Here is a 19,731-nt window from a genome sequence, read left to right as displayed (position 1 = left end):
GTATCTTCATTCTATGATAAAAAAGTTGATTAGTGTATTAGTTTATATTTTTATTTTCACTTCAAGTATCACTGCGCAAGAGAGATTAAATTTTACTGGTTCTCTTGGCTCTATAGGTTTTTTATCTAGTGATAGACTTCCTTTTTGGAGTTTTACCAATAGTCAAGGTTTCTTAAGTGAGTCAAGTAGTTATGGGGCTTCCGCTTTCGCGAAAGCGGACTATAGCATATCAAATACTCATATGCTCGCTTTAGGTGGAGGTGCTTATATATCTGACGGATTTGATAATAATATAAGGAGAAGTGATTTGTATCTGGAGTATAAAAACAAATGGATTTTAGTAACGGCAGGTGCAAAACAGCTTACTTCAGAGCCATACAATCTTTCTACTATAAATAATAACATTTTACAAACTGGAAATGCACGATCACTTCCTGGAATCATAATTTCCAACAGGAAATCAATTAAATTGTCAGAGAAATTTTCTTTAGATGCAGCCTTAGCCCATTATAATTTGAATGATGATCGCAGTACGAAAAATTCGCAGATTCATTATAAGATGATTAGAGCTAATTGGACTATAAATGAAGTGAATTCGCTTTCAGTAGCTCTAAGACATTATGTTCAATGGGGAGGTACGCTTTCTGACGGAACTAAGCTTCCTAGTGACTTTCAAGCATTCGGTAGAATATTTATTGGAGCAAATGGAGGAGATATAGACAACCCCAACGAAGCTATAAATGCATTAGGCAATCATTTAGGTAGTTATAATATTAACTATGCAAGAAAGCTCTACAGTGGGACATTAACGCTCTATCATCAATCATTGTTTGAGGATCGATCTGGACGAGAATTAAATAATTTTCCTGATGGTGTATGGGGAATTAACTATCTACCTGAAGGAAGTAAGTTGATTAAATCAATCTTATACGAATATATACAAACGATATCACAAAGTGGAGCACCTAGGCCAACCGAAGGACTTAACCAACAAAGCGGTGGTGACAATTACTTTAGTAATGGAATATATCCATCAGGATGGACTTATGAAGGAGCTATTATAGGACTTCCCTTTCTTAATCCCTTTGGTAATACAACAACCCCACGCAATAACAGAATGATAGGTCATCATCTAGGTATAGCGGGATCAATAGGGAAGATTGACTATGCTTTTAAAGGATCTTATATTCAGAATCTAGGAACATACACTTCACCTATAAAACCTAGACAAAAGGCACTATATAGTCATGCTATGTTTTCTTATAAGACGAATACTCTTGGAATTATCAATTTTTACTTAGGAGCAGATTATATTAATGATTTCTCTAATGCAACAAGTATCGGAATTGGTTACAAGTATAATTTAGAGTAATTATTCCTCAAAGTAATTTAAATATTTGAGGTAGCTTATAATTAAATAGCTCCAGATTCTTCTGAAATTAATTTCTTCTCTACCAGTTTAAAAATTTAAATAAGGTTTGGTTTATTCTTTGTTAGTATGGGCTTCGTGTCTCTTATTATGGAGTTTTATCTTTGTAAAATGGATTGAACTTACGATTTGTAATGTCCTTACTCTTTGTTTAGATATCATATAAAAACGGTCACTCAGAAATTGAGAAAATAACCTTAGGGTACTCTAATTAATAATTATAACTAATATGTCTAAAATATATACACCATTAACAATAAGAGGTTTAGAATTGCCTAATAGAATTGTAGTTTCTCCTATGTGCCAGTATAGTTCAGTTAATGGAATGGCAAATGATTGGCACCTTGTTCATTTAGGTTCTAGAGCTGTTGGAGGAGCTGGGTTAATAATTACTGAGGCTGCTGCAATTTCCCCGGAAGGAAGGATTACACCTTCAGATATGGGGATTTGGTCAGATGAGCATATTCAACCTCTTAAACGAATTACAACTTTTATTAAGGAGCAAGGTACAGCAGTGGGAATTCAGCTAGCACACGCTGGCAGAAAAGCAAGTACATTAGCGCCTTGGGAAGAGAGTAAGAGGCTTACTAAGGATGATGGAGGATGGCTTCCCGTGGCGCCGTCTCCTATACCGTTCAATGATGAAGGAGTGGTGCCAAAAGAACTTTCTATAAATGAGATAAGAGATATTATCAAGTTATTTATAGAGGCAGCTAAGAGAGCAGTTATAGCAGGTTTTGATGTTATAGAAATTCACGCCGCACATGGATATCTATTAAATCAATTTTTATCACCTCTTACTAATAAAAGAGTGGATGAATATGGCGGTACATTTGAAAAACGAGTACGTCTATTATTAGAGGTGACAGAGGGGATTCGATCAGTGATTCCTGATAGAATGCCTTTATTTGTCCGTATATCTGCTACGGAATGGGCAGAAGGTGGTCATACTATTGAGGATTCTCTAAAAATTTCTCAGCTTCTTAAGGATAGTGGAGTAGACTTGATAGACTGTTCAACGGGAGGGGTTGTTAAAAGTCAAGAAATTCCAGTAGAGAAAAACTATCAAGTTCCTTTTGCAGAAAAAATCAAAAAGGAAATAAATATAGCCACGGGTGCAGTAGGCTTAATTGATGACGCCATTCAAGCTGATGATATTTTAACGAATGATCAGGCAGATTTAATATTTATAGGAAGAGAAATGTTACGAAATCCATATTTCGGATTATTAAGTCCAGAACTAGGAGGGAAGAAGATTGCTTGGCCAAACCAATATCAAAGAGGAAAACCTAGAAAATCATTGTAACTTTTTGAAAATAAGTAATCTATAATTTGATCTGTTTTAAAATAATTATATTTTAAAATTATTGTTCATCACCATTTGCCGATTGCTTAACAATATAGAAACATTGAACACTGAGTTTGATTGTAGATTTGCTAAAATCATAACTATAAACTTACTCAATGAAAAAAAAACTACTCAGTGCACTCTTGTGTATAATATTAGCATTTCTTACTGCTAATCTAAATGCTCAAAGTGTCTTTATTAATGAATTCCACTATGACAACGCTGGGGGCGATGTTAATGAAGGAATTGAATTAGCTGGTCCCGAGGGAATGGATTTAGCAGGATGGTCATTAGTTTTATATAATGGTTCTAATAACGAACCTTATCGAACAGTAGACCTTACGGGAGTAATAGCCAATCAACAAAATGGTTATGGAACCGTAAATTATCCTATTACAGGAATTCAGAATGGAGCTCCAGATGGTATTGCTCTTGTAGATGGAACAGGTAACTTGGTTCAATTTATATCATATGAAGGAGAACTTACTGCTATAGGAGGTCCAGCAGATGGCTTGACTAGTAGAAACATAAGTGTATCAGAAGGAGCAGATACTTCAACCGAGAGTTCGCTATCTCTATCTGGAAATGGTATAGAGGCAGCTGACTTCACTTGGGAAATTACAAACACAAATACTTTTGGAGCGGTAAATACAAATCAAGTTTTTGGTACTTTGATAATAACGCCTGTAATTAACGAATTTGTATTTAATCATACGGGATCTGATACCGACGAATTTATAGAAGTTCTTGCAGGGGACAATGAAGACCTCTCAGCCTATTCACTTTTAATTATTGAGGGTGATGTAAATTCTGTAGGAACTATTACTTCAGTATTTCAATTAGGTACTACTAACTCAGATGGACTTTACACAATACCTTTTCAAAATAATGTGTTTCAAAATGGATCTCAAACGATTCTTCTTGTCACAAACTTTATTGGTAACCTCGGAGAAACTATTGATACAGATTTAGATGGATTAATTGATGTTAATCCTTGGGACGAGATTATTGATAGTGTAGCGGTAAGTGATGGTGATGAAGGAGATATGTCATACAGCGATGTGGTACTAACCAATGATTTTGATGGAGGAATTTTTACAGTAGGTGGAGCATCTAGAATTTCTAGCGGAACTAATACGGGAAGTACAACGGACTGGATTAGAAATAATTTTAATGGTGCTGGGCTTCCAAGTTTTGCTAGTGCAATAGCATCTGCAGGTGAAGCTATTAATTCTCCAAATTCTGCAAATAGTATAGTTACTTCAGAACCAACAAACGATACAGTATTACTTATCAATGAAATTGATGCAGACAATACTGGTACAGATACCATGGAATTTGTAGAATTATATGACGGTGGAACGGGTAATACGCTTCTTGACGGATACACTGTAGTATTTTACAACGGTTCTAGTGATACTAGTTATGCTTCTTATTCATTAGATGGGTTTACTACAAATGCATATGGTTTTTTTGTACTAGGAAATGAATCAATAGCTACGGCGAGCATTGTTTTTGCTAGTAATGGGATTCAGAATGGAGCAGATGCTATTGCTCTTTACAAAAATGCAACTATTGATTTTGCAAATGGAAGTCCAGTAGATCTTGACAATCTGCAAGATGCCGTTGTTTACGATACAAATGACGCAGATGATGATGGTTTGCTTATACTTCTAAAAGAAGGTGAAGAACAGCTTAATGAAGATATTTTAAGTAATAAGGATATATTCTCTTTACAGAGATTTACAAATGGATCAGGTGGTTTAAGAGAAACTACAACTTATGTGAGTGCATTGCCTACTCCTGGAGCCACAAATAGTAATGCTACTGAGCCAATTACTTTAGTTATTAACGAACTTGATGCAGACACCGCAGGATCAGATTCACAAGAATTTCTTGAAATTTACGATGGTGGTCAGGGTAATACTTCCCTCTCTGGATTTGTAGTTGTTGCTTATAATGGAAATGGCGATGCTGTTTATAACACTTTTGACTTAGAAGGCTTTACTACAAATGAAGAAGGATACTTTGTTCTAGGAAATGCAGATGTTTTAAATGTAAATTTAGTAATCCCTGGCAACTCTTTTCAAAATGGAGCAGATGCTATAGGTTTATATCAGGGAACTGCCGTTGATTTTCCAAATGGAACAGTACTAACCCTTGATGGACTCGTTGATGCAATTGTTTATGGAACTGATGATGATACAGATCTAGAACTAATTGCGTTATTGAATTCTGGACAACAACAACTAAATGAAAATTCAAATGGAAGTAAAGACTCAGAATCTTTACAGAGAATTCCAAATGGACAAGGAGGCACAAGAAATACAGCAAACTATATTGCTCAAACTCCAACGCCCGGAGGAGCTAATGACGCTGTTGTTACAGCAGGTGAAGTACTTACTATTGCACAGGTGAGATCAGCTGCGGAGGGAGATACCGTAACTACTACTGGAATCTTAACAGTAAGTGATCAGTTTAATGGTCCGGCATTTATTCAAGATGAAACTGGTGGGATTGCAATATTTGATAATCTTGTTCATGGTGAAAATGTATTTGCTATCGGTGATTCTATCACAGTTACAGGTACGAGAAGTTCGTTTAATGGCCTTGCTCAGATAAGCCCTGTAAACATTGTAGAGATAAACGCTCCACCCACAAGTATCATAGAGCCTATAAATATCACTTTATCACAATTATCTGATTATGAAGGTCAGTTGGTGCGTGTTATTGATGCAAGCTTTCCTAATGAAGGAGATTTACTTTTTGGAAATTCGAATTTTGAACTTACAGATAGCAGTGGATCTGGTCAGTTGCGTATAGATGGGAATGCATCTTCACTTATTACATTAACACAACCTGATAGCTGTGATATTGTAGGGGTTGTAGGTCGCTTTGGCGATAATTTCCAACTATTACCTAGACTAGCAAGTGATATACCATGCGCTACTCCTTTTGAAAGTCCAGATGAAACCTCTGATGTTTCAAGGGATGATAGCTTTGATGTAGTCGCGTGGAATATTGAGTGGTTTGGAGATGAAAATAATGCTCCGCCAGCAGGAAGACCTATGTCTGACGAAATACAGAGAGATAGCGTACGTACAGTATTAAGAAGATTAGATGCAGATGTCATTGCTGTAGAAGAAATAGCAGATGATATTCTTTTTGCTGAGCTAGTGGATGGACTAGAAGGCTACGATTATATTCTTTCTGATGCTGTTTCTAATCCTACTGGAACACCACCTTTTCAAAAGCTTGGTTTTATTTACAAAACTGCTACGGTGAATCTTGTAAAAACACAAGCACTATTAGCTACAATACACCCATTATACAATGGAGGTGATGATAGTGCTTTAGTAGATTACCCTAGTACCACAGATCGTTTCTATGCAAGTGGGCGTTTACCGTTCTTAATGACTGCAGATGTTACTATCAATGGTACCACAGAGCAAATAGATTTAATAGCACTACATGCTCGCGCAAATGGTAGTACTCAATCTCAAAATAGGTATGATATGCGTCGTTATGATGTAGAAGTACTTAAAGATTCTCTAGATGTTCAATTTTCAGATAGAAAGATTATTCTTTTGGGAGATTACAATGATGATGTAGATGAGACGGTTGCAGATGAAGTACCTACAACAGAATCATCTTTTATCGCTTACGTACAGGATTCAGAGAACTACAATGTGGTTACAAGTGTATTAAGTGACGCCGGATTTAGATCTTTTGTATCTAGAGAAAATATGATTGACCATATCGCAATTACAGATGAACTTTTTGATAATTATATCGAGAGCAGTGCATCTGTAGGATATCAATTTTATGATGAAGACTATGCATTTACAGCGTCAGATCACTTTCCTGTTTCTGCTAGATTTATATTTGATACTATAGAGCCTTTAGAAGTTGCGACTATTGAAGCATTTGACATCACCTGTTTTGGTGTAAATGATGGCGTAGCAACCGTTTCTGTAACTGGAGGTGTTGCTCCGTATAGCTATGTTTGGAGTGATGGTCAAACGGAAAATTTTGCAGAGAATTTAACTGAAGGCACTTACTCAGTAATTATTACCGACAGTAATGACGATGAACTTCTTGTTGAGAACATCAATATATCTAGCCCTGCACAAATAACTTTTTCAGTATCTAACGATGTGACTATATATAAAGGTTACGGGTCAGACTGCACTACTTTATCAGTATCTGATATTGTGGCTGAAGGTGACACATCCATACTATGGAGCACAGGTGAAACCACAGAAAGTATCACTTTTTGTCCAGAAGCAACAAGTACTGTTTCGGTTACTGTAATGGATGATAATGGGTGTGAGACTGAAAAGGAAATCACTGTTACAGTAGAGGATGTTACATGTGATAATAATCCATATTTCCAGCGCGTTCAGCTCTGTTACAAAGGGCGTTCACTTTGTGTAAGCCGTTATGCTGCAAGAGTATTTTTACGAAAAGGTGCAACATTAGGGGCTTGCGATAACTCTTCAATTGTTATTTCTAAGATTAAAGTATATCCTAATCCAGTAATTAAAGATGCCAACGTGAAAATCACTAGCTCAATAAATACCGAAGTGTCTTTCGAACTATACAATATTTTTGGAGTTCGTGTATTTTCTCAAAATGCAACAATTTCTGATGGGCAATCTATAACATCACTTCAATTAGGAAATTTACATAGAGGCTTTTACTTTTTAAAGCCAACTGTAAATGGAGTAGTGCAAGGGACGAAAGTTCTTATTAAGAGATAATAAATGAGTACTACATCTTGATAATTTTAAGGCTGAGCAATAATAATATTGCTCAGCCTTTATTATTTAATATACCAAAATGAAAGTTTTTCTAAATCTTCCTACTCTAAAACTTTTTTGTTAACCAATTTAATTTTGATTTTCATAATTTAATAATCAATTCTCTTATGGATATATTTCTTATTGTATCTATGTGTAATAATATATAGGAAGATATTCTTACAATCTTTTCATAATCAAAATTACTTCCCGATACAAAAATTAGCAAAGATATTACCAAGTAGCTCATCATTAGTTACTTGCCCAGTAATCTCTCCAAAATGATAGAGCGCCTCTCTAATGTCAATTGCCATAAGATCACCTGAGAGATCTGTATCTAGTCCATATTGCACTTTTTCTATTTCTTCAAGCGCCTTAAGTAAAGCATCGTAGTGACGACTGTTTGTAACAATAGTCTCATCATTACGTAAGGCACCAGTATTTACAAACTCTAAAAGTTTAGTTTTAAGCTCATCAACTCCTTTGTTTTCTTTGGCAGAAAGTAGATGGAGATTTGGTATTTGATTACTTATTTCTTTAACGTCACTCTCAGATACTTGATCAACTTTATTGGCGACAATAACAAGAGGCTTTAGTGGAAACTTGTTTTTGATTTTTTCAATTTCTGTTTTGAATGTGGCACCATTTGCAAGAAATTCATTTGCACTAAATAGTAAAATAACTACTTGTGCTTGTTTTATTTTTTCAAATGTTTTTTTGATTCCTAAGCCTTCAATCACATCTACAGTTTCTCGTATACCAGCAGTGTCTATAAACCTAAAACCAATACCACCTATTGATAGTTCATCCTCTATAGTATCACGAGTGGTGCCTGCGATGTCTGATACAATAGCACGTTCTTCATTAAGAAGTGCATTTAATAAGGTTGATTTTCCCACGTTTGGTTCTCCTACAATAGCTACGGGGATTCCATTTTTTATCACATTACCGGTAGCGAAAGAATCTATAAGACGTTTAAGTACTTTAGTGATACGAGCAATGAGCTCTTTAAATTGACTACGGTCTGCAAACTCAACATCTTCTTCAGAGAAGTCTAATTCTAGTTCAATGAGGGATGCAAAGTTTAAAAGCTCTTGACGCAGTTGTGCTATTTCATTAGAGAAGCCTCCTCGCATTTGTTGCATTGCAATATGGTGAGAAGCTTCGTTATCACTTGCAATAAGATCTGCAACAGCTTCTGCTTGACTCAAGTCCATTTTACCATTAATAAATGAACGTAGTGTGAACTCTCCTGCTTGCGCAGCACGACAGCCTGATCTTAATAGTAACTGTATGATTTCTTGCTGAATATAATTTGATCCGTGGCAAGAAATTTCAACAGTAGGCTCGCCAGTGTATGAGTTTGTGCCTTTAAATAATGAGACTAGAACTTCATCTATAGTGCGCTCACCATCCATAATATGTCCTAAGTGAATGGTATGTGTTTTTTGCTCTGATAACACTTTACCACTAACAGATTTAAAAATAGGGGAGGTTATTTCTAGGGCTTGAGCTCCAGAAACGCGTATTACAGCAATTGCGCCAGCACCTGCTGGACTTGCTAAAGCTACTATAGTATCTTGTACATTCATCTTTACAAAATTACGTAAACGTGTAACATTTTCGTGTAAGCATATACATATATAGTATCAATCAACAATCAACCATATGGAAATCGTACAACAAACCACTTATGCGCGTGAAGATAGAACGCTGCTAGCACTTACTCATCTATCACAACTTCTAGACTATGTTACTGGTTTTGGAGGTTTTATAGTACCACTCGTATTGTGGCTTTCTAATAAAGACCGAGTAATTGACATGGATGAGCATGGAAAATCTATTGCAAATTTTCAGATAAGTTTGTTCATTTATTGCATACTGAGCATCCCTGCAATACTATTATTGGGGTTAGGTCTAGTTACTTTATTAATACTTGCAGTGTTAGGCTTTATTTTACCTATTATAAATGCAATAAGAGCTAGTAATGGTGAAGAGCCTAACTATTATATAAGCATAAAATTCTTTAAGTAGACTGGAGATACTTTTTATCCATCCAGAAAGTACCAAATGGAATAATAGAGCATAAAAGGACGATTCCTACTGTTTTATTGTTCCATTTCATATAAGATTTCATCATAATTGCCATCACTACATAGGCAAGAAATAGAAATCCATGAGCCATCCCTATGACTTTGTTAGGTGCTCCATTATCAAATATATACTTTAATGGCATGGTGATAAAAAGTATTAATAAGAATGATATTCCTTCTAATACACTAAGAATTCTAAAGGTCTTAAGCATCGTATATTTTTTAACAAAAATAAGGGCAAACTACTAATAAGTCTACTCATCAAAGAGTAACTTTCACTTAATTTCAAATAGGATTATCTGACTAAGTTGTTTTCCAAAGGAGTTAAAATTATTATCAGAAATAACGATAAGTGATCTATTGCCGTTTTCAAAATTAGGGCCAAAAGTCATTCCTTCAATATTATCTACAATACCATCTGTGAGCTGACTGCGCACGCTACTAAAATCTAATAGCAGTTTCTTGGTCGCAGGGATATAGGCGGAGTTAGAAAGACTGTTTAGGTCGTTTACATCTGTAGCATTTTTAGTTGAAACTTGGTAAATCTTAACATCATTTCCACCGTCTTCATGACCCGAAGCATAAGAGCGTTCAAGAACTAGAAAAGAGTGCTCATCATATGACAAAATTTCAGTAATACCGTTTACTTCAAGCTTCCCTTTTCTAGCTACTTTATCCAGCATGTAGGCATACTCTTTAGTAAAAGTGTTGCGCTCATGGTCTATGTATGCAATACGTACGGGAGAGTTTGCATCGCTAGCAGTGGGTACAATTCCATCTTGTTTAAGTGGTAACTCTGTAGTTACCCAGAATCCGTTATTGTCGTAATTTCTAGTAAGTGCTTCAAAAACACCATTATTATGTGGGCCATTATTATCGTTTGACTGTACAAGATATCGAGATGGAATTGTAAAAGCACTTTTAAAATTTCCATCTATACTAGCTACTCTTATAAATGGGTCAATGCCTTTACTTATATTTCCTTCGCTAGACCAGATAATGTCATTTGATACTGTAACACGTAGCGACTCAGGATTTGCTTGCCCAGCGTTAAAAGCAAGACCTGTGTTATCTTTAAGACTTACCACTTTAGTAAATATTGGTGCTTGTAATTTGCCACTTTGAATAGGAATATCAGCCATATAAAATCGCGGATCTTTTCTATCATCACATATGATATACATTTTACCATCCATATAATCGATGCTTGATAGCCCGCCTACGGCTGCTCCGTCGTACATTTCATCACTTGGTATGATAACTTCATTTATAAAATTAAGTTTAATTATTTCAGAAGAATTCTTTGGTAGGATGTTAATGGATTTACAAGAGAGTACAACTGTTACAAATAGGAGAGAAAAGATATTTTTAATTGACATTTGAGTGTAAATTTTCATGTGTGCAAAGGTGTCACTTTTTTAGATTTAGTTTAAGAAAATTTCTTGTTTGCTTTCGCGAAAGCGTGATTATCTTTATAAAAACACGTAATCATGGAATCATTAAAGGATAAAGTTGCATTAATAACGGGAGGAACAAAAGGAATAGGGCGCGGTATTGCCGAAGCCTTGTTGCATCAAGGGATGAAAGTAGCTATCACGGGAAGAGATGAGAAAGGTGCTCAAGAAGCAGCTCATGAGCTTACTGAAAATGATAATTACATTCTCGGTATTGCTGCAGATGTAAGGAATTATGAAAGTCAGCAACACGCGGTAAAAGCAGTACTAGATAAATTTGGAAAAATTGATGTACTCATTGCAAATGCTGGTCTTGGACATTTTGAGAGCATTACAGATATGTCTATAAAACAATGGGATGAGACTATTGATACCAATCTTACTGGTGTTTTCTACTCGGTAAAAGCATCCCTTGAAGCAGTCAAAAAAACTGAAGGATATATTTTTACAATTTCTAGTCTTGCGGGAACAAATTTCTTTGAAAAAGGAACGGCTTATAATGCAAGTAAGTTTGGACTAACAGGATTCTCACAAGCCCTAATGTTAGACTTAAGACAAGATAATGTAAAAGTGACTACCATTATGCCAGGTTCTGTAAGCAGCCATTTTGGAGGTAGATCACCAGAAGAAGGCACAGACTGGCGTATACAACCCGAAGATCTTGGTCAAATTACCGTTGATCTTCTTAAAATGCACCCAAGAACATTACCTAGTAAAATCGAGGTGCGACCATCTAAACCGCCTACTAAATAGATGTTTATTGAATTTAATAAAGCCTTCAATTGTTAAGAAATTGGAGGCTTTAATATTTTGTAATAGTTATAGAAAAATGGAAAACTATATTATTAAATTAAACTTATGGGTCTTTGTTAAAGTATCCTGATGCTGCATGCTTCCGGCGCTAATTAAAATTTAGTTTACGAGCAATTTTGAAAGCCATTCTTTTGCATCCTCTACAGAATAAAAAGATTCAAATGGTTGATTAAAAAATTGCTTTTCTAATGCTACATTGGACTTAATAAGTGGATTATCGATAACTACTGCAATAGCTTTAAGACCGGGGTGATTTCCAGCATCCATATAAACTGTGGGATCTACTGAATATGAATTAAGTCTATGGGAAATGTAACCAAATGATTTACCATTGAAATAATCTTTACAGAATGAAAGTAATAATTGGTTGGACTCTCGATCTACATGAGAACCTTCTTTCATGATGCCAATAACAAAATTTTCTTCAATTTGGATTTTTCCAAACTCAAATTCTCTAATATTTTTCAAAGGGGTGTAGGGGGATTAAATTGAGTGCAAAACTCCCTTTTTTTTTAATAAAATAAAAGTATTTCTGCAAAAAAATATTAGTGTTCTCCAGAAAGCAATTTTTCCTTGTATTTTAGGGCCTCATCAAGAGTTTGATATACTGCAAAAGGTTTGTTGAAGAATAATTTTTCAACCCTAAATGATTCTATAAGACTTTTGTTTGGACAAACAGCTATAAATCCTTTGAGATTCTTGATTTTTGAGGTCTCCAGATAAATGATGGGATCAATAGAATAGGAATTAATTCTATGAGTTATATAAACAAATTCTCTATCGCTGTAGTATATTTCAGCGACAGCTAATAGAATATCATTAAAATTAGGTTGAACGGTTATTCCTTCGTTCATAATGGTGTAAACATAATCATTATACACAGTTATCTCGCCGAAGGATAAGCTTAAATGGTGCTCTAGTGCTTGTGTCATAGTTAAAAGGGAACTTAGACTATTAAGATAATAATAATACTTATTACAACAATCTATTTATCAATACATTAACTATGTATGCATAGTACTTTATATAAAAAATCCCCAAAAAGCTTATTAGACCTTTTGGGGATATTAATCAATATCTGATGTCAGTTACGATTCTGTAGCTTCTATCTTTTTTATATCAATAACTAATTCTTCTTTTTTCTCGTCAAAGTCCATAAATATGCTATCACCTTCTTTTAGTTGAGAATTAATTATCTCCTCAGCTAGTGCGTCTTCAATATACTTTTGAATAGCTCTCTTAAGTGGTCTTGCGCCATATTCTTTATCAAATCCTTTATCACTTATATAATCCTTAGCTTTTTCACTAAGAGATAAGTCATATCCTAAATCTTTGATTCTAGTATATAATTTTGAAAGTTCAATATCAATAATTCTATGAATATCCTCACGCTCTAATGCGTTAAATACCACAACATCGTCTACACGATTTAAAAACTCAGGTGCAAAGGCTTTTTTAAGTGCATTCTGTATAATACTTCTTGCATTATCGTCTACTTGAGTTTTACGAGTAGCAGTACCAAAACCAACTCCCTGACCAAAGTCTTTGAGTTTTCTTGCACCTATATTAGACGTCATAATGATGATTGTATTTCTAAAATCGATTTTACGACCTAAAGAATCTGTTAAGAAACCATCGTCTAGTACTTGCAATAGCATGTTGAACACATCTGGATGCGCTTTTTCTATTTCATCAAGAAGTACTACAGCATAAGGCTTACGACGCACTTTTTCTGTAAGTTGGCCACCTTCTTCATAACCTACGTATCCAGGAGGCGCTCCAACTAATCTAGATATTGAGAATTTCTCCATGTACTCACTCATATCAATACGTATGAGTGCATCTTGATTATCAAATAGTTCCTTTGCAAGGACTTTTGCTAGTTGCGTTTTACCTACACCCGTTTGTCCTAAGAAAATAAATGAACCTATAGGCTTATTTGGGTCTTTCAATCCTGCTCTGTTACGTTGTATGGCCTTAGCTACTTTAGCAACAGCTTCGTCCTGACCTATTACATTTTTCTTAATGATAGCAGGTAGTTCGGCAAGTTTGTTGCTTTCTGTTTGTGCAATACGATTAACAGGGATTCCCGTCATCATACTCACTACATCTGCAACATTATCTTCAGATACCTCTTCTTTATGAAGCTTTGCATCTTCTTCCCAGCGCTCTTGAGCGATTGCAAGTTCCTTTTCTAAGGTTTTCTCGTCATCTCTTAACTTCGCAGCCTCTTCATACTTCTGCTTTTTGACAACAGATGTTTTGAGTTCTCTTACCTCTTCAAGTTTATTTTCTAGTTCTAGAATTTTCTTTGGTACATCAATATTTGTGATGTGGACACGAGATCCCGCCTCATCCAGAGCATCAATAGCTTTATCTGGGAGAAACCTATCCGTCATATATCTATTTGTAAGTTTTACACAAGCTTCGATAGCCTCATCCGTATATGTTACGTTGTGGTGCTCTTCGTACTTTCCTTTAATATTTTGTAGAATTTCAATAGTTTCTTCAACAGAAGTAGGTTCTACAATAACTTTTTGGAAACGACGCTCAAGAGCTCCGTCTTTTTCAATATGCTGGCGGAATTCATCTAACGTAGTCGCTCCTACACATTGTATTTCGCCTCGAGCTAGTGCTGGTTTAAACATATTTGATGCATCAAGAGATCCTGTCGCTCCACCTGCACCTACGATTGTGTGAATTTCGTCAATAAAAAGAATAATATCATCATTCTTTTCAAGCTCATTCATTACAGCCTTCATGCGCTCCTCAAACTGTCCTCTGTATTTTGTTCCGGCTACAAGACTAGCAAGGTCAAGAGTAACAACACGCTTGTCAAAAAGTATACGAGACACCTTTCGTTGCACAATACGTAAAGCAAGTCCTTCTGCAATAGCAGATTTACCCACTCCTGGTTCTCCTATTAAAAGAGGATTATTTTTCTTGCGTCTACTCAAAATTTGAGATACACGCTCTATTTCTTTCTCGCGTCCTACTACTGGATCAAGTTTGCCCTCATCTGCCATCGCAGTAAGATCTCTTCCAAAGTTGTCTAAAACAGGAGTTTTACTTTTCTTTCCTCCTTTAGGCGTTGTAGGGCTATTAAAAGGATTTTCTTTAGATCCTTCATCACTATTATCGCCATCATCACTAAAAGATTCTGACTTAATAGGCTCTATATATTCATCGCTTTCGTTTGCCATCATTAATTTAAATTGGTCTTTAACACTGTCATAATCTACTTTAAGTCGATTAAGAAGTTTTGTAGTAGGGTCATTCTCATTACGTAGTACACATAATAATAGATGAGCCGTATTTATTGATGAACTTTGAAAAAGCTTTGCTTCTAAAAAGGTTGTTTTTAGTGCACGCTCTGCCTGACGAGTAAGATGTAAGTTTTTCTTATCGTTACTCTGCAAATTCATATTGGGGTTTGCTGGGCTTAGTATCTCAACCTTGCGTCTTAAATGCTCTAAATCTATGTTTAAAGCTCCTAAAATATCGATTGCTTTACCGCTTCCGTCTCTTAATAACCCAAGTAGTAAGTGCTCCGTGCCTATAAAGTCATGACCCAATCTTAAGGCCTCTTCCTTACTATAAGCAATCACATCTTTTACTCTTGGTGAAAAATTATCGTCCATATCTCTTTTCTCTTTCTAAGGTAAATTTAAGCAAACTGGTTCAAAAATCATTCCGCTTAAAGTCATTAGTCCAAATTACCAAAAATACCTGACAATTTGCCTTCAAGGGCTTTAGGTAGTTATTAAGAAGCTTTGTTAAAATTTGTTGATAAAAAGTGCGCTTTCGCGAAAGCGTTAACCCATAAAAAACCTCTAAAATGATTACATTGCTAGCTAGTTAAAATTTGACATAAAATCTAATCAATTTATATATGGCTGCAGGAGAAAAGCTGATCTCGATTAATATTGAAGATGAAATGAAATCTGCTTACATCGATTATTCGATGTCGGTTATCGTGTCACGTGCACTACCAGATGTACGTGATGGTCTCAAACCAGTACACCGTCGTGTTCTTTATGGGATGCACGAGTTAGGAATACGAGCAAGCGGCGCTCATAAAAAGAGTGCGAGAATAGTAGGAGAGGTGTTAGGTAAGTATCACCCACACGGAGATACTTCTGTATATGACGCGATGGTGCGTATGGCTCAAGAATGGAGCTTACGTTACATGCTTATAGATGGTCAAGGTAACTTTGGGTCTGTAGATGGTGATAGCCCAGCAGCAATGCGTTATACAGAGGCTAGAATGCAGAAAATATCTGAGGATATGCTGGCAGATATAGACAAAGATACTGTGGATCATCAACTTAACTTTGACGATACACTTAAGGAACCTACAGTGCTACCTACAAGAGTACCAGGCTTACTTATTAATGGTGCTTCTGGGATTGCCGTTGGTATGGCGACAAATATGCCACCACATAACCTCTCTGAGGTGGTAGATGGTATTCATGCTTACATTGATAATAATGACGTTACTATAGATGAACTTATGGAGCATGTAAAGGCTCCAGATTTTCCTACTGGTGGTACGATATACGGGTATGATGGAGTACGCGAAGCTTTTAAAACAGGTCGTGGTCGTGTAGTAATGCGGGCAAAAGCTACCTTTGAAGAAGTTAAAGGTAGAGAGTGCATCATCGTAACCGAAATACCATATCAAGTCAATAAGGCGGATATGATTAAGAAAACGGCCGATATGATCAACGATAAAAAAATCGAAGGTATATCTGCTATACGTGATGAATCTGACCGTAATGGTATGCGTATTGTTTACGTTATAAAGCGTGATGCCATCCCTAATATTGTACTTAATAAACTTTACAAGTATACGGCCTTACAATCTTCTTTTAGCGTAAATAATATTGCTCTTGTAAATGGACGTCCTGAGATGTTAAATCTTAAGGATATGATTCATCATTTTGTTGAGCACCGTCATGTAGTGGTTGTAAGAAGAACAGAATACGAACTCAAAAAAGCTGAGGCACGTGCACATATACTCGAGGGACTCATCATAGCATCTGATAATATAGATGAAGTTATTGCGATCATAAGAGGTAGTGCAAATGGAGATGAAGCTAGACAGAATTTAATAGAGCGCTTCAAGCTTTCAGAAATTCAAGCGAAAGCAATTGTCGAGATGCGTTTACGCCAACTTACAGGTCTGGAGCAAGACAAACTTCGTAGTGAGTATGAAGAGATAATGAAGACTATAGAAGACTTAAAAGATATCCTTGCCAAAAAGGAGCGTCGTATGTCTATTATAAGAGAAGAGCTTCAAGAAATTAAAGATAAGTATGGTGATGAGCGCCGCTCGGTTATAGAGTACGCTGGAGGGGATGTAAGTATCACAGATCTTATTCCAGATAAAAAGGTAGTGATTACCATTTCAAATGCTGGATATATTAAGAGAACTTCACTTACAGAATATAAAACTCAAAATAGAGGAGGAGTAGGTACAAAAGCATCTACTACCCGTAATGAGGATTTCTTAGAACATTTATTTGTGGGTACAAACCACCAGTACATGTTGTTCTTTACACAAAAAGGAAAATGTTTCTGGATGCGTGTGTTCGAAATTCCAGAAGGTAGTAAAACTTCAAAAGGTCGTGCGATTCAAAATCTTATCAATATAGAGCAGGATGATGAAGTGAAAGCATTTGTATGTACGGGTGATTTAAAAGATGAGGAATACATCAATAATCACTTTATTATTATGGCTACTAAAAAAGGTCAAGTAAAGAAAACTGCATTAGAGCAATACTCTAGACCTCGTACTAATGGTATTAATGCAATTACCATTAAAGATGACGATGAATTATTATCTGTAAAACTTACCACAGGAGAAAGCCAAGTAATGCTTGCGCTCAAGTCTGGTAAGGCAATACGCTTTGAGGAAAGCAAGACAAGACCTATGGGAAGAAACGCTTCTGGCGTTCGTGGCATAACTCTTGCAAATGATCAAGACGAGGTCATAGGTATGGTTTCCGTAAACGACGTAGAAAGTAATATTCTTGTAGTATCAGAAAAAGGATATGGTAAACGCAGTAGTCTTGAAGATTATAGAATTACTAATCGTGGAGGAAAAGGTGTGAAAACTATTTCTGTAACAGAAAAAACCGGTGAACTTGTAGCTATAAAAAATGTAACAGATGCCGATGATCTTATGATTATCAATAAATCTGGTATCGCCATAAGAATGGAAGTAGCTTCTCTTAGAGTTATGGGTAGAGCAACACAAGGTGTTAGACTTATAAATCTCAAAGGCAATGATTCTATTGCAGCTGTAGCCAAAGTAAAAAGTGACGACGAAGCAATAGATGAAGAAGATCTAGAAGGGGTAGTAGGTGAAACTACTGAGAATCCTGCTGGAGAATCAACAACCCAAGAACAAAACACCTCTAATGAAGAGGAGTAGCGATAATCAAGGGTTGATAAAAAATTAGTAATTTTGAAACCCTTATATTAATTAAACCATTACAATGAAAAGTAAACTATTTTTAGCAATAGCACTTGCCGCAACATCAATGGCATTTGCACAGAAAAAAGAAGTAAAAGCTATAGAGAAGGCAATTAAGTCTGGTAGCTATACTGAAGCAAAATCGCTATTAGGAGCTGCCGAGGCTCTTACGGCAGATATGGATGAGAAAACAAAAGAGAAGTTTATGCTTCTTAAAGCTCAAGCTTATTTAGGAGTTGATAATCAAAATCCAGCCGATCTCGAAAAAGCTGCGACCGCCTTTGCAGATCTTAAAGACACAAAATACACTAGTGAAGCAGATGCTGGTCTTGCAAATGTGACAAATGCTTACATCAATGGAGCAGTAGCAGATCAGAATAAAGAAGATTATGCTAGTGCGGCAACAAAACTTGAGAAAGCATATAATTTAAGTAAGAAGGATACTGTTTACTTATACTTTGCTGCATCGAATGCAATTAATGGAAAAGATTACGACACTGCATTAGGATATTATGAACAACTTAAGGACTTAGGCTTCCAAGGAAGAGAAGTTTCTTACGTAGCAACTAATGTTGAGACAAGTGAAGTTGAGAATTTCCCAAGCAAACAAGAAAGAGACCTTCAGGTACTTGCTAAAACTCACGTGAAACCAGAAGAGCAGTTAGGAGACTCTAAAAGTGCAGAAATTGCAAAAAATATAGCTCTTATCTATATTTCTAAGGATGAAAATGAAAAAGCACTTGCTGCAATGGCAGATGCACGTAAAGAGAATCCAGATGATATCTTATTATTACGTTCTGAGGCAGACATCTACCTTAAAATGAAAAAGATGGATAAGTATCAAGAAGTAATAGCAAAAGTTCTTGAGAAAGATCCTAATAACCCAGAGTTGTTATATAACTTAGGTGTAAGTTCTGATCAACAAGGAAACAAAGAAAAGGCAAAGGAATACTATATGAAGGCTGTTGAGCTTGATCCTACATATGCTGCAGCATATAATAATATTGCTGTTCTTATCTTATCAGACGAGCGTGCTATTGTTGATGAGATGAACAGTTTAGGAACTTCAAAAGCAGACTATGATAAATATGATGCTTTAAAACTTAAGCGTCAGGGTGTTTATAAAAGTGCTGTTCCTTACTTAGAAAAAGCATTAGCAGCAAAGCCAGATTATCTAGATGTAGCAAGATCCTTATATGGAATCTATGAGCAATTAGGTGAAACATCTAAGGCAGATGCAATGAAAGCAAACATTGAAAAACTAGAAGGAGGAAACTAATCTTCTATCTTCCATAAATTAAAATAGCCACT

Annotated in this window: 13 protein-coding genes; 7 read left to right on the top strand and 6 right to left on the bottom strand. The window is 35.7% G+C overall.

Features of this window, described 5'->3' with window-relative positions:
* Positions 1–25: 25 nt before the first annotated feature.
* From KRODI_RS13800 to KRODI_RS15185, 3 genes are all read left to right on the top strand, one after another.
* Entirely contained in the window at positions 26–1,372 is a 1,347-nt protein-coding gene (locus tag KRODI_RS13800; RefSeq protein WP_158307015.1) for a capsule assembly Wzi family protein, read from the top strand.
* Between the two features lie 286 nt (positions 1,373–1,658).
* Entirely contained in the window at positions 1,659–2,735 is a 1,077-nt protein-coding gene (locus tag KRODI_RS13795) for an NADH:flavin oxidoreductase/NADH oxidase (protein ID WP_013752235.1), read from the top strand.
* Positions 2,736–2,893: 158 nt separating this feature from the next.
* Positions 2,894–7,540 carry a DUF5689 domain-containing protein gene (locus tag KRODI_RS15185; protein ID WP_013752234.1) on the top strand — a complete coding sequence of 1,549 codons (4,647 nt, stop codon included), beginning with the start codon at positions 2,894–2,896 and terminating at the stop codon, positions 7,538–7,540.
* A 242-nt stretch (positions 7,541–7,782) separates the two neighbouring features.
* On the opposite strand, the gene mnmE is transcribed toward KRODI_RS15185, so the two are convergent.
* Positions 7,783–9,171: a tRNA uridine-5-carboxymethylaminomethyl(34) synthesis GTPase MnmE gene (mnmE, locus tag KRODI_RS13785; protein WP_013752233.1), complete on the bottom strand. Its 1,389-nt coding sequence runs from the start codon at positions 9,169–9,171 to the stop codon at positions 7,783–7,785.
* A gap of 76 nt (positions 9,172–9,247) precedes the next feature.
* Here mnmE and KRODI_RS13780 point away from each other — a divergent pair, with 76 nt between their 5' ends.
* On the top strand, positions 9,248–9,613 hold the full coding sequence (locus tag KRODI_RS13780) for a DUF4870 domain-containing protein (protein ID WP_013752232.1): 366 nt from the start codon (positions 9,248–9,250) through the stop codon (positions 9,611–9,613).
* Here KRODI_RS13780 and KRODI_RS13775 read toward each other — a convergent pair.
* Positions 9,606–9,884, bottom strand: a complete 279-nt coding sequence (locus KRODI_RS13775; RefSeq protein WP_013752231.1) for a DUF3817 domain-containing protein — start codon at positions 9,882–9,884, stop codon at positions 9,606–9,608. The genes KRODI_RS13780 and KRODI_RS13775 overlap by 8 nt on opposite strands.
* Before the next feature lie 63 nt (positions 9,885–9,947).
* Positions 9,948–11,051, bottom strand: coding sequence for an esterase-like activity of phytase family protein (locus tag KRODI_RS13770; RefSeq protein ID WP_013752230.1), 1,104 nt, complete (start codon positions 11,049–11,051; stop codon positions 9,948–9,950).
* A 111-nt stretch (positions 11,052–11,162) separates the two neighbouring features.
* On the opposite strand from KRODI_RS13770, the gene KRODI_RS13765 reads away from it, so the two are divergent.
* Positions 11,163–11,879: an SDR family oxidoreductase gene (locus tag KRODI_RS13765; RefSeq protein WP_013752229.1), complete on the top strand. Its 717-nt coding sequence runs from the start codon at positions 11,163–11,165 to the stop codon at positions 11,877–11,879.
* Between the two features lie 159 nt (positions 11,880–12,038).
* On the opposite strand, the gene KRODI_RS13760 is transcribed toward KRODI_RS13765, so the two are convergent.
* From KRODI_RS13760 to KRODI_RS13750, 3 genes are all read right to left on the bottom strand, one after another.
* Positions 12,039–12,407 (bottom strand): STAS/SEC14 domain-containing protein, encoded by a 369-nt coding sequence (locus KRODI_RS13760; protein ID WP_013752228.1) that lies wholly within the window; start codon positions 12,405–12,407, stop codon positions 12,039–12,041.
* A 77-nt stretch (positions 12,408–12,484) separates the two neighbouring features.
* Positions 12,485–12,871, bottom strand: a complete 387-nt coding sequence (locus KRODI_RS13755) for a hypothetical protein (RefSeq protein ID WP_013752227.1) — start codon at positions 12,869–12,871, stop codon at positions 12,485–12,487.
* A gap of 156 nt (positions 12,872–13,027) precedes the next feature.
* On the bottom strand, positions 13,028–15,580 hold the full coding sequence (locus KRODI_RS13750; RefSeq protein ID WP_013752226.1) for an ATP-dependent Clp protease ATP-binding subunit: 2,553 nt from the start codon (positions 15,578–15,580) through the stop codon (positions 13,028–13,030).
* Positions 15,581–15,831: 251 nt separating this feature from the next.
* On the opposite strand from KRODI_RS13750, the gene gyrA reads away from it, so the two are divergent.
* Positions 15,832–18,378, top strand: a complete 2,547-nt coding sequence (gene gyrA, locus KRODI_RS13745; RefSeq protein WP_013752225.1) for a DNA gyrase subunit A — start codon at positions 15,832–15,834, stop codon at positions 18,376–18,378.
* 64 nt (positions 18,379–18,442) lie between these two features.
* Positions 18,443–19,699 carry a tetratricopeptide repeat protein gene (locus KRODI_RS13740; protein WP_013752224.1) on the top strand — a complete coding sequence of 419 codons (1,257 nt, stop codon included), beginning with the start codon at positions 18,443–18,445 and terminating at the stop codon, positions 19,697–19,699.
* Positions 19,700–19,731: the final 32 nt, after the last annotated feature.

It is taken from the genome of Dokdonia sp. 4H-3-7-5, from assembly GCF_000212355.1.
Lineage (GTDB): Bacteria > Bacteroidota > Bacteroidia > Flavobacteriales > Flavobacteriaceae > Dokdonia.
The sequence above is the reverse complement of the archived record's forward strand: the minus strand, read 5'-3'. Positions and strand labels throughout refer to the sequence as shown.

Coding starts and splice junctions, on each gene's coding strand:
- KRODI_RS13795 (WP_013752235.1), top strand. CDS start 1,659: ATGTCTAAAATATATACACCATTAACAATAAGAGGTTTAGAATTGCCT.
- KRODI_RS15185 (WP_013752234.1), top strand. CDS start 2,894: ATGAAAAAAAAACTACTCAGTGCACTCTTGTGTATAATATTAGCATTT.
- mnmE (WP_013752233.1), bottom strand. CDS start 9,171: ATGAATGTACAAGATACTATAGTAGCTTTAGCAAGTCCAGCAGGTGCT.
- KRODI_RS13780 (WP_013752232.1), top strand. CDS start 9,248: ATGGAAATCGTACAACAAACCACTTATGCGCGTGAAGATAGAACGCTG.
- KRODI_RS13775 (WP_013752231.1), bottom strand. CDS start 9,884: ATGCTTAAGACCTTTAGAATTCTTAGTGTATTAGAAGGAATATCATTC.
- KRODI_RS13770 (WP_013752230.1), bottom strand. CDS start 11,051: ATGTCAATTAAAAATATCTTTTCTCTCCTATTTGTAACAGTTGTACTC.
- KRODI_RS13765 (WP_013752229.1), top strand. CDS start 11,163: ATGGAATCATTAAAGGATAAAGTTGCATTAATAACGGGAGGAACAAAA.
- KRODI_RS13755 (WP_013752227.1), bottom strand. CDS start 12,871: ATGACACAAGCACTAGAGCACCATTTAAGCTTATCCTTCGGCGAGATA.
- KRODI_RS13750 (WP_013752226.1), bottom strand. CDS start 15,580: ATGGACGATAATTTTTCACCAAGAGTAAAAGATGTGATTGCTTATAGT.
- gyrA (WP_013752225.1), top strand. CDS start 15,832: ATGGCTGCAGGAGAAAAGCTGATCTCGATTAATATTGAAGATGAAATG.
- KRODI_RS13740 (WP_013752224.1), top strand. CDS start 18,443: ATGAAAAGTAAACTATTTTTAGCAATAGCACTTGCCGCAACATCAATG.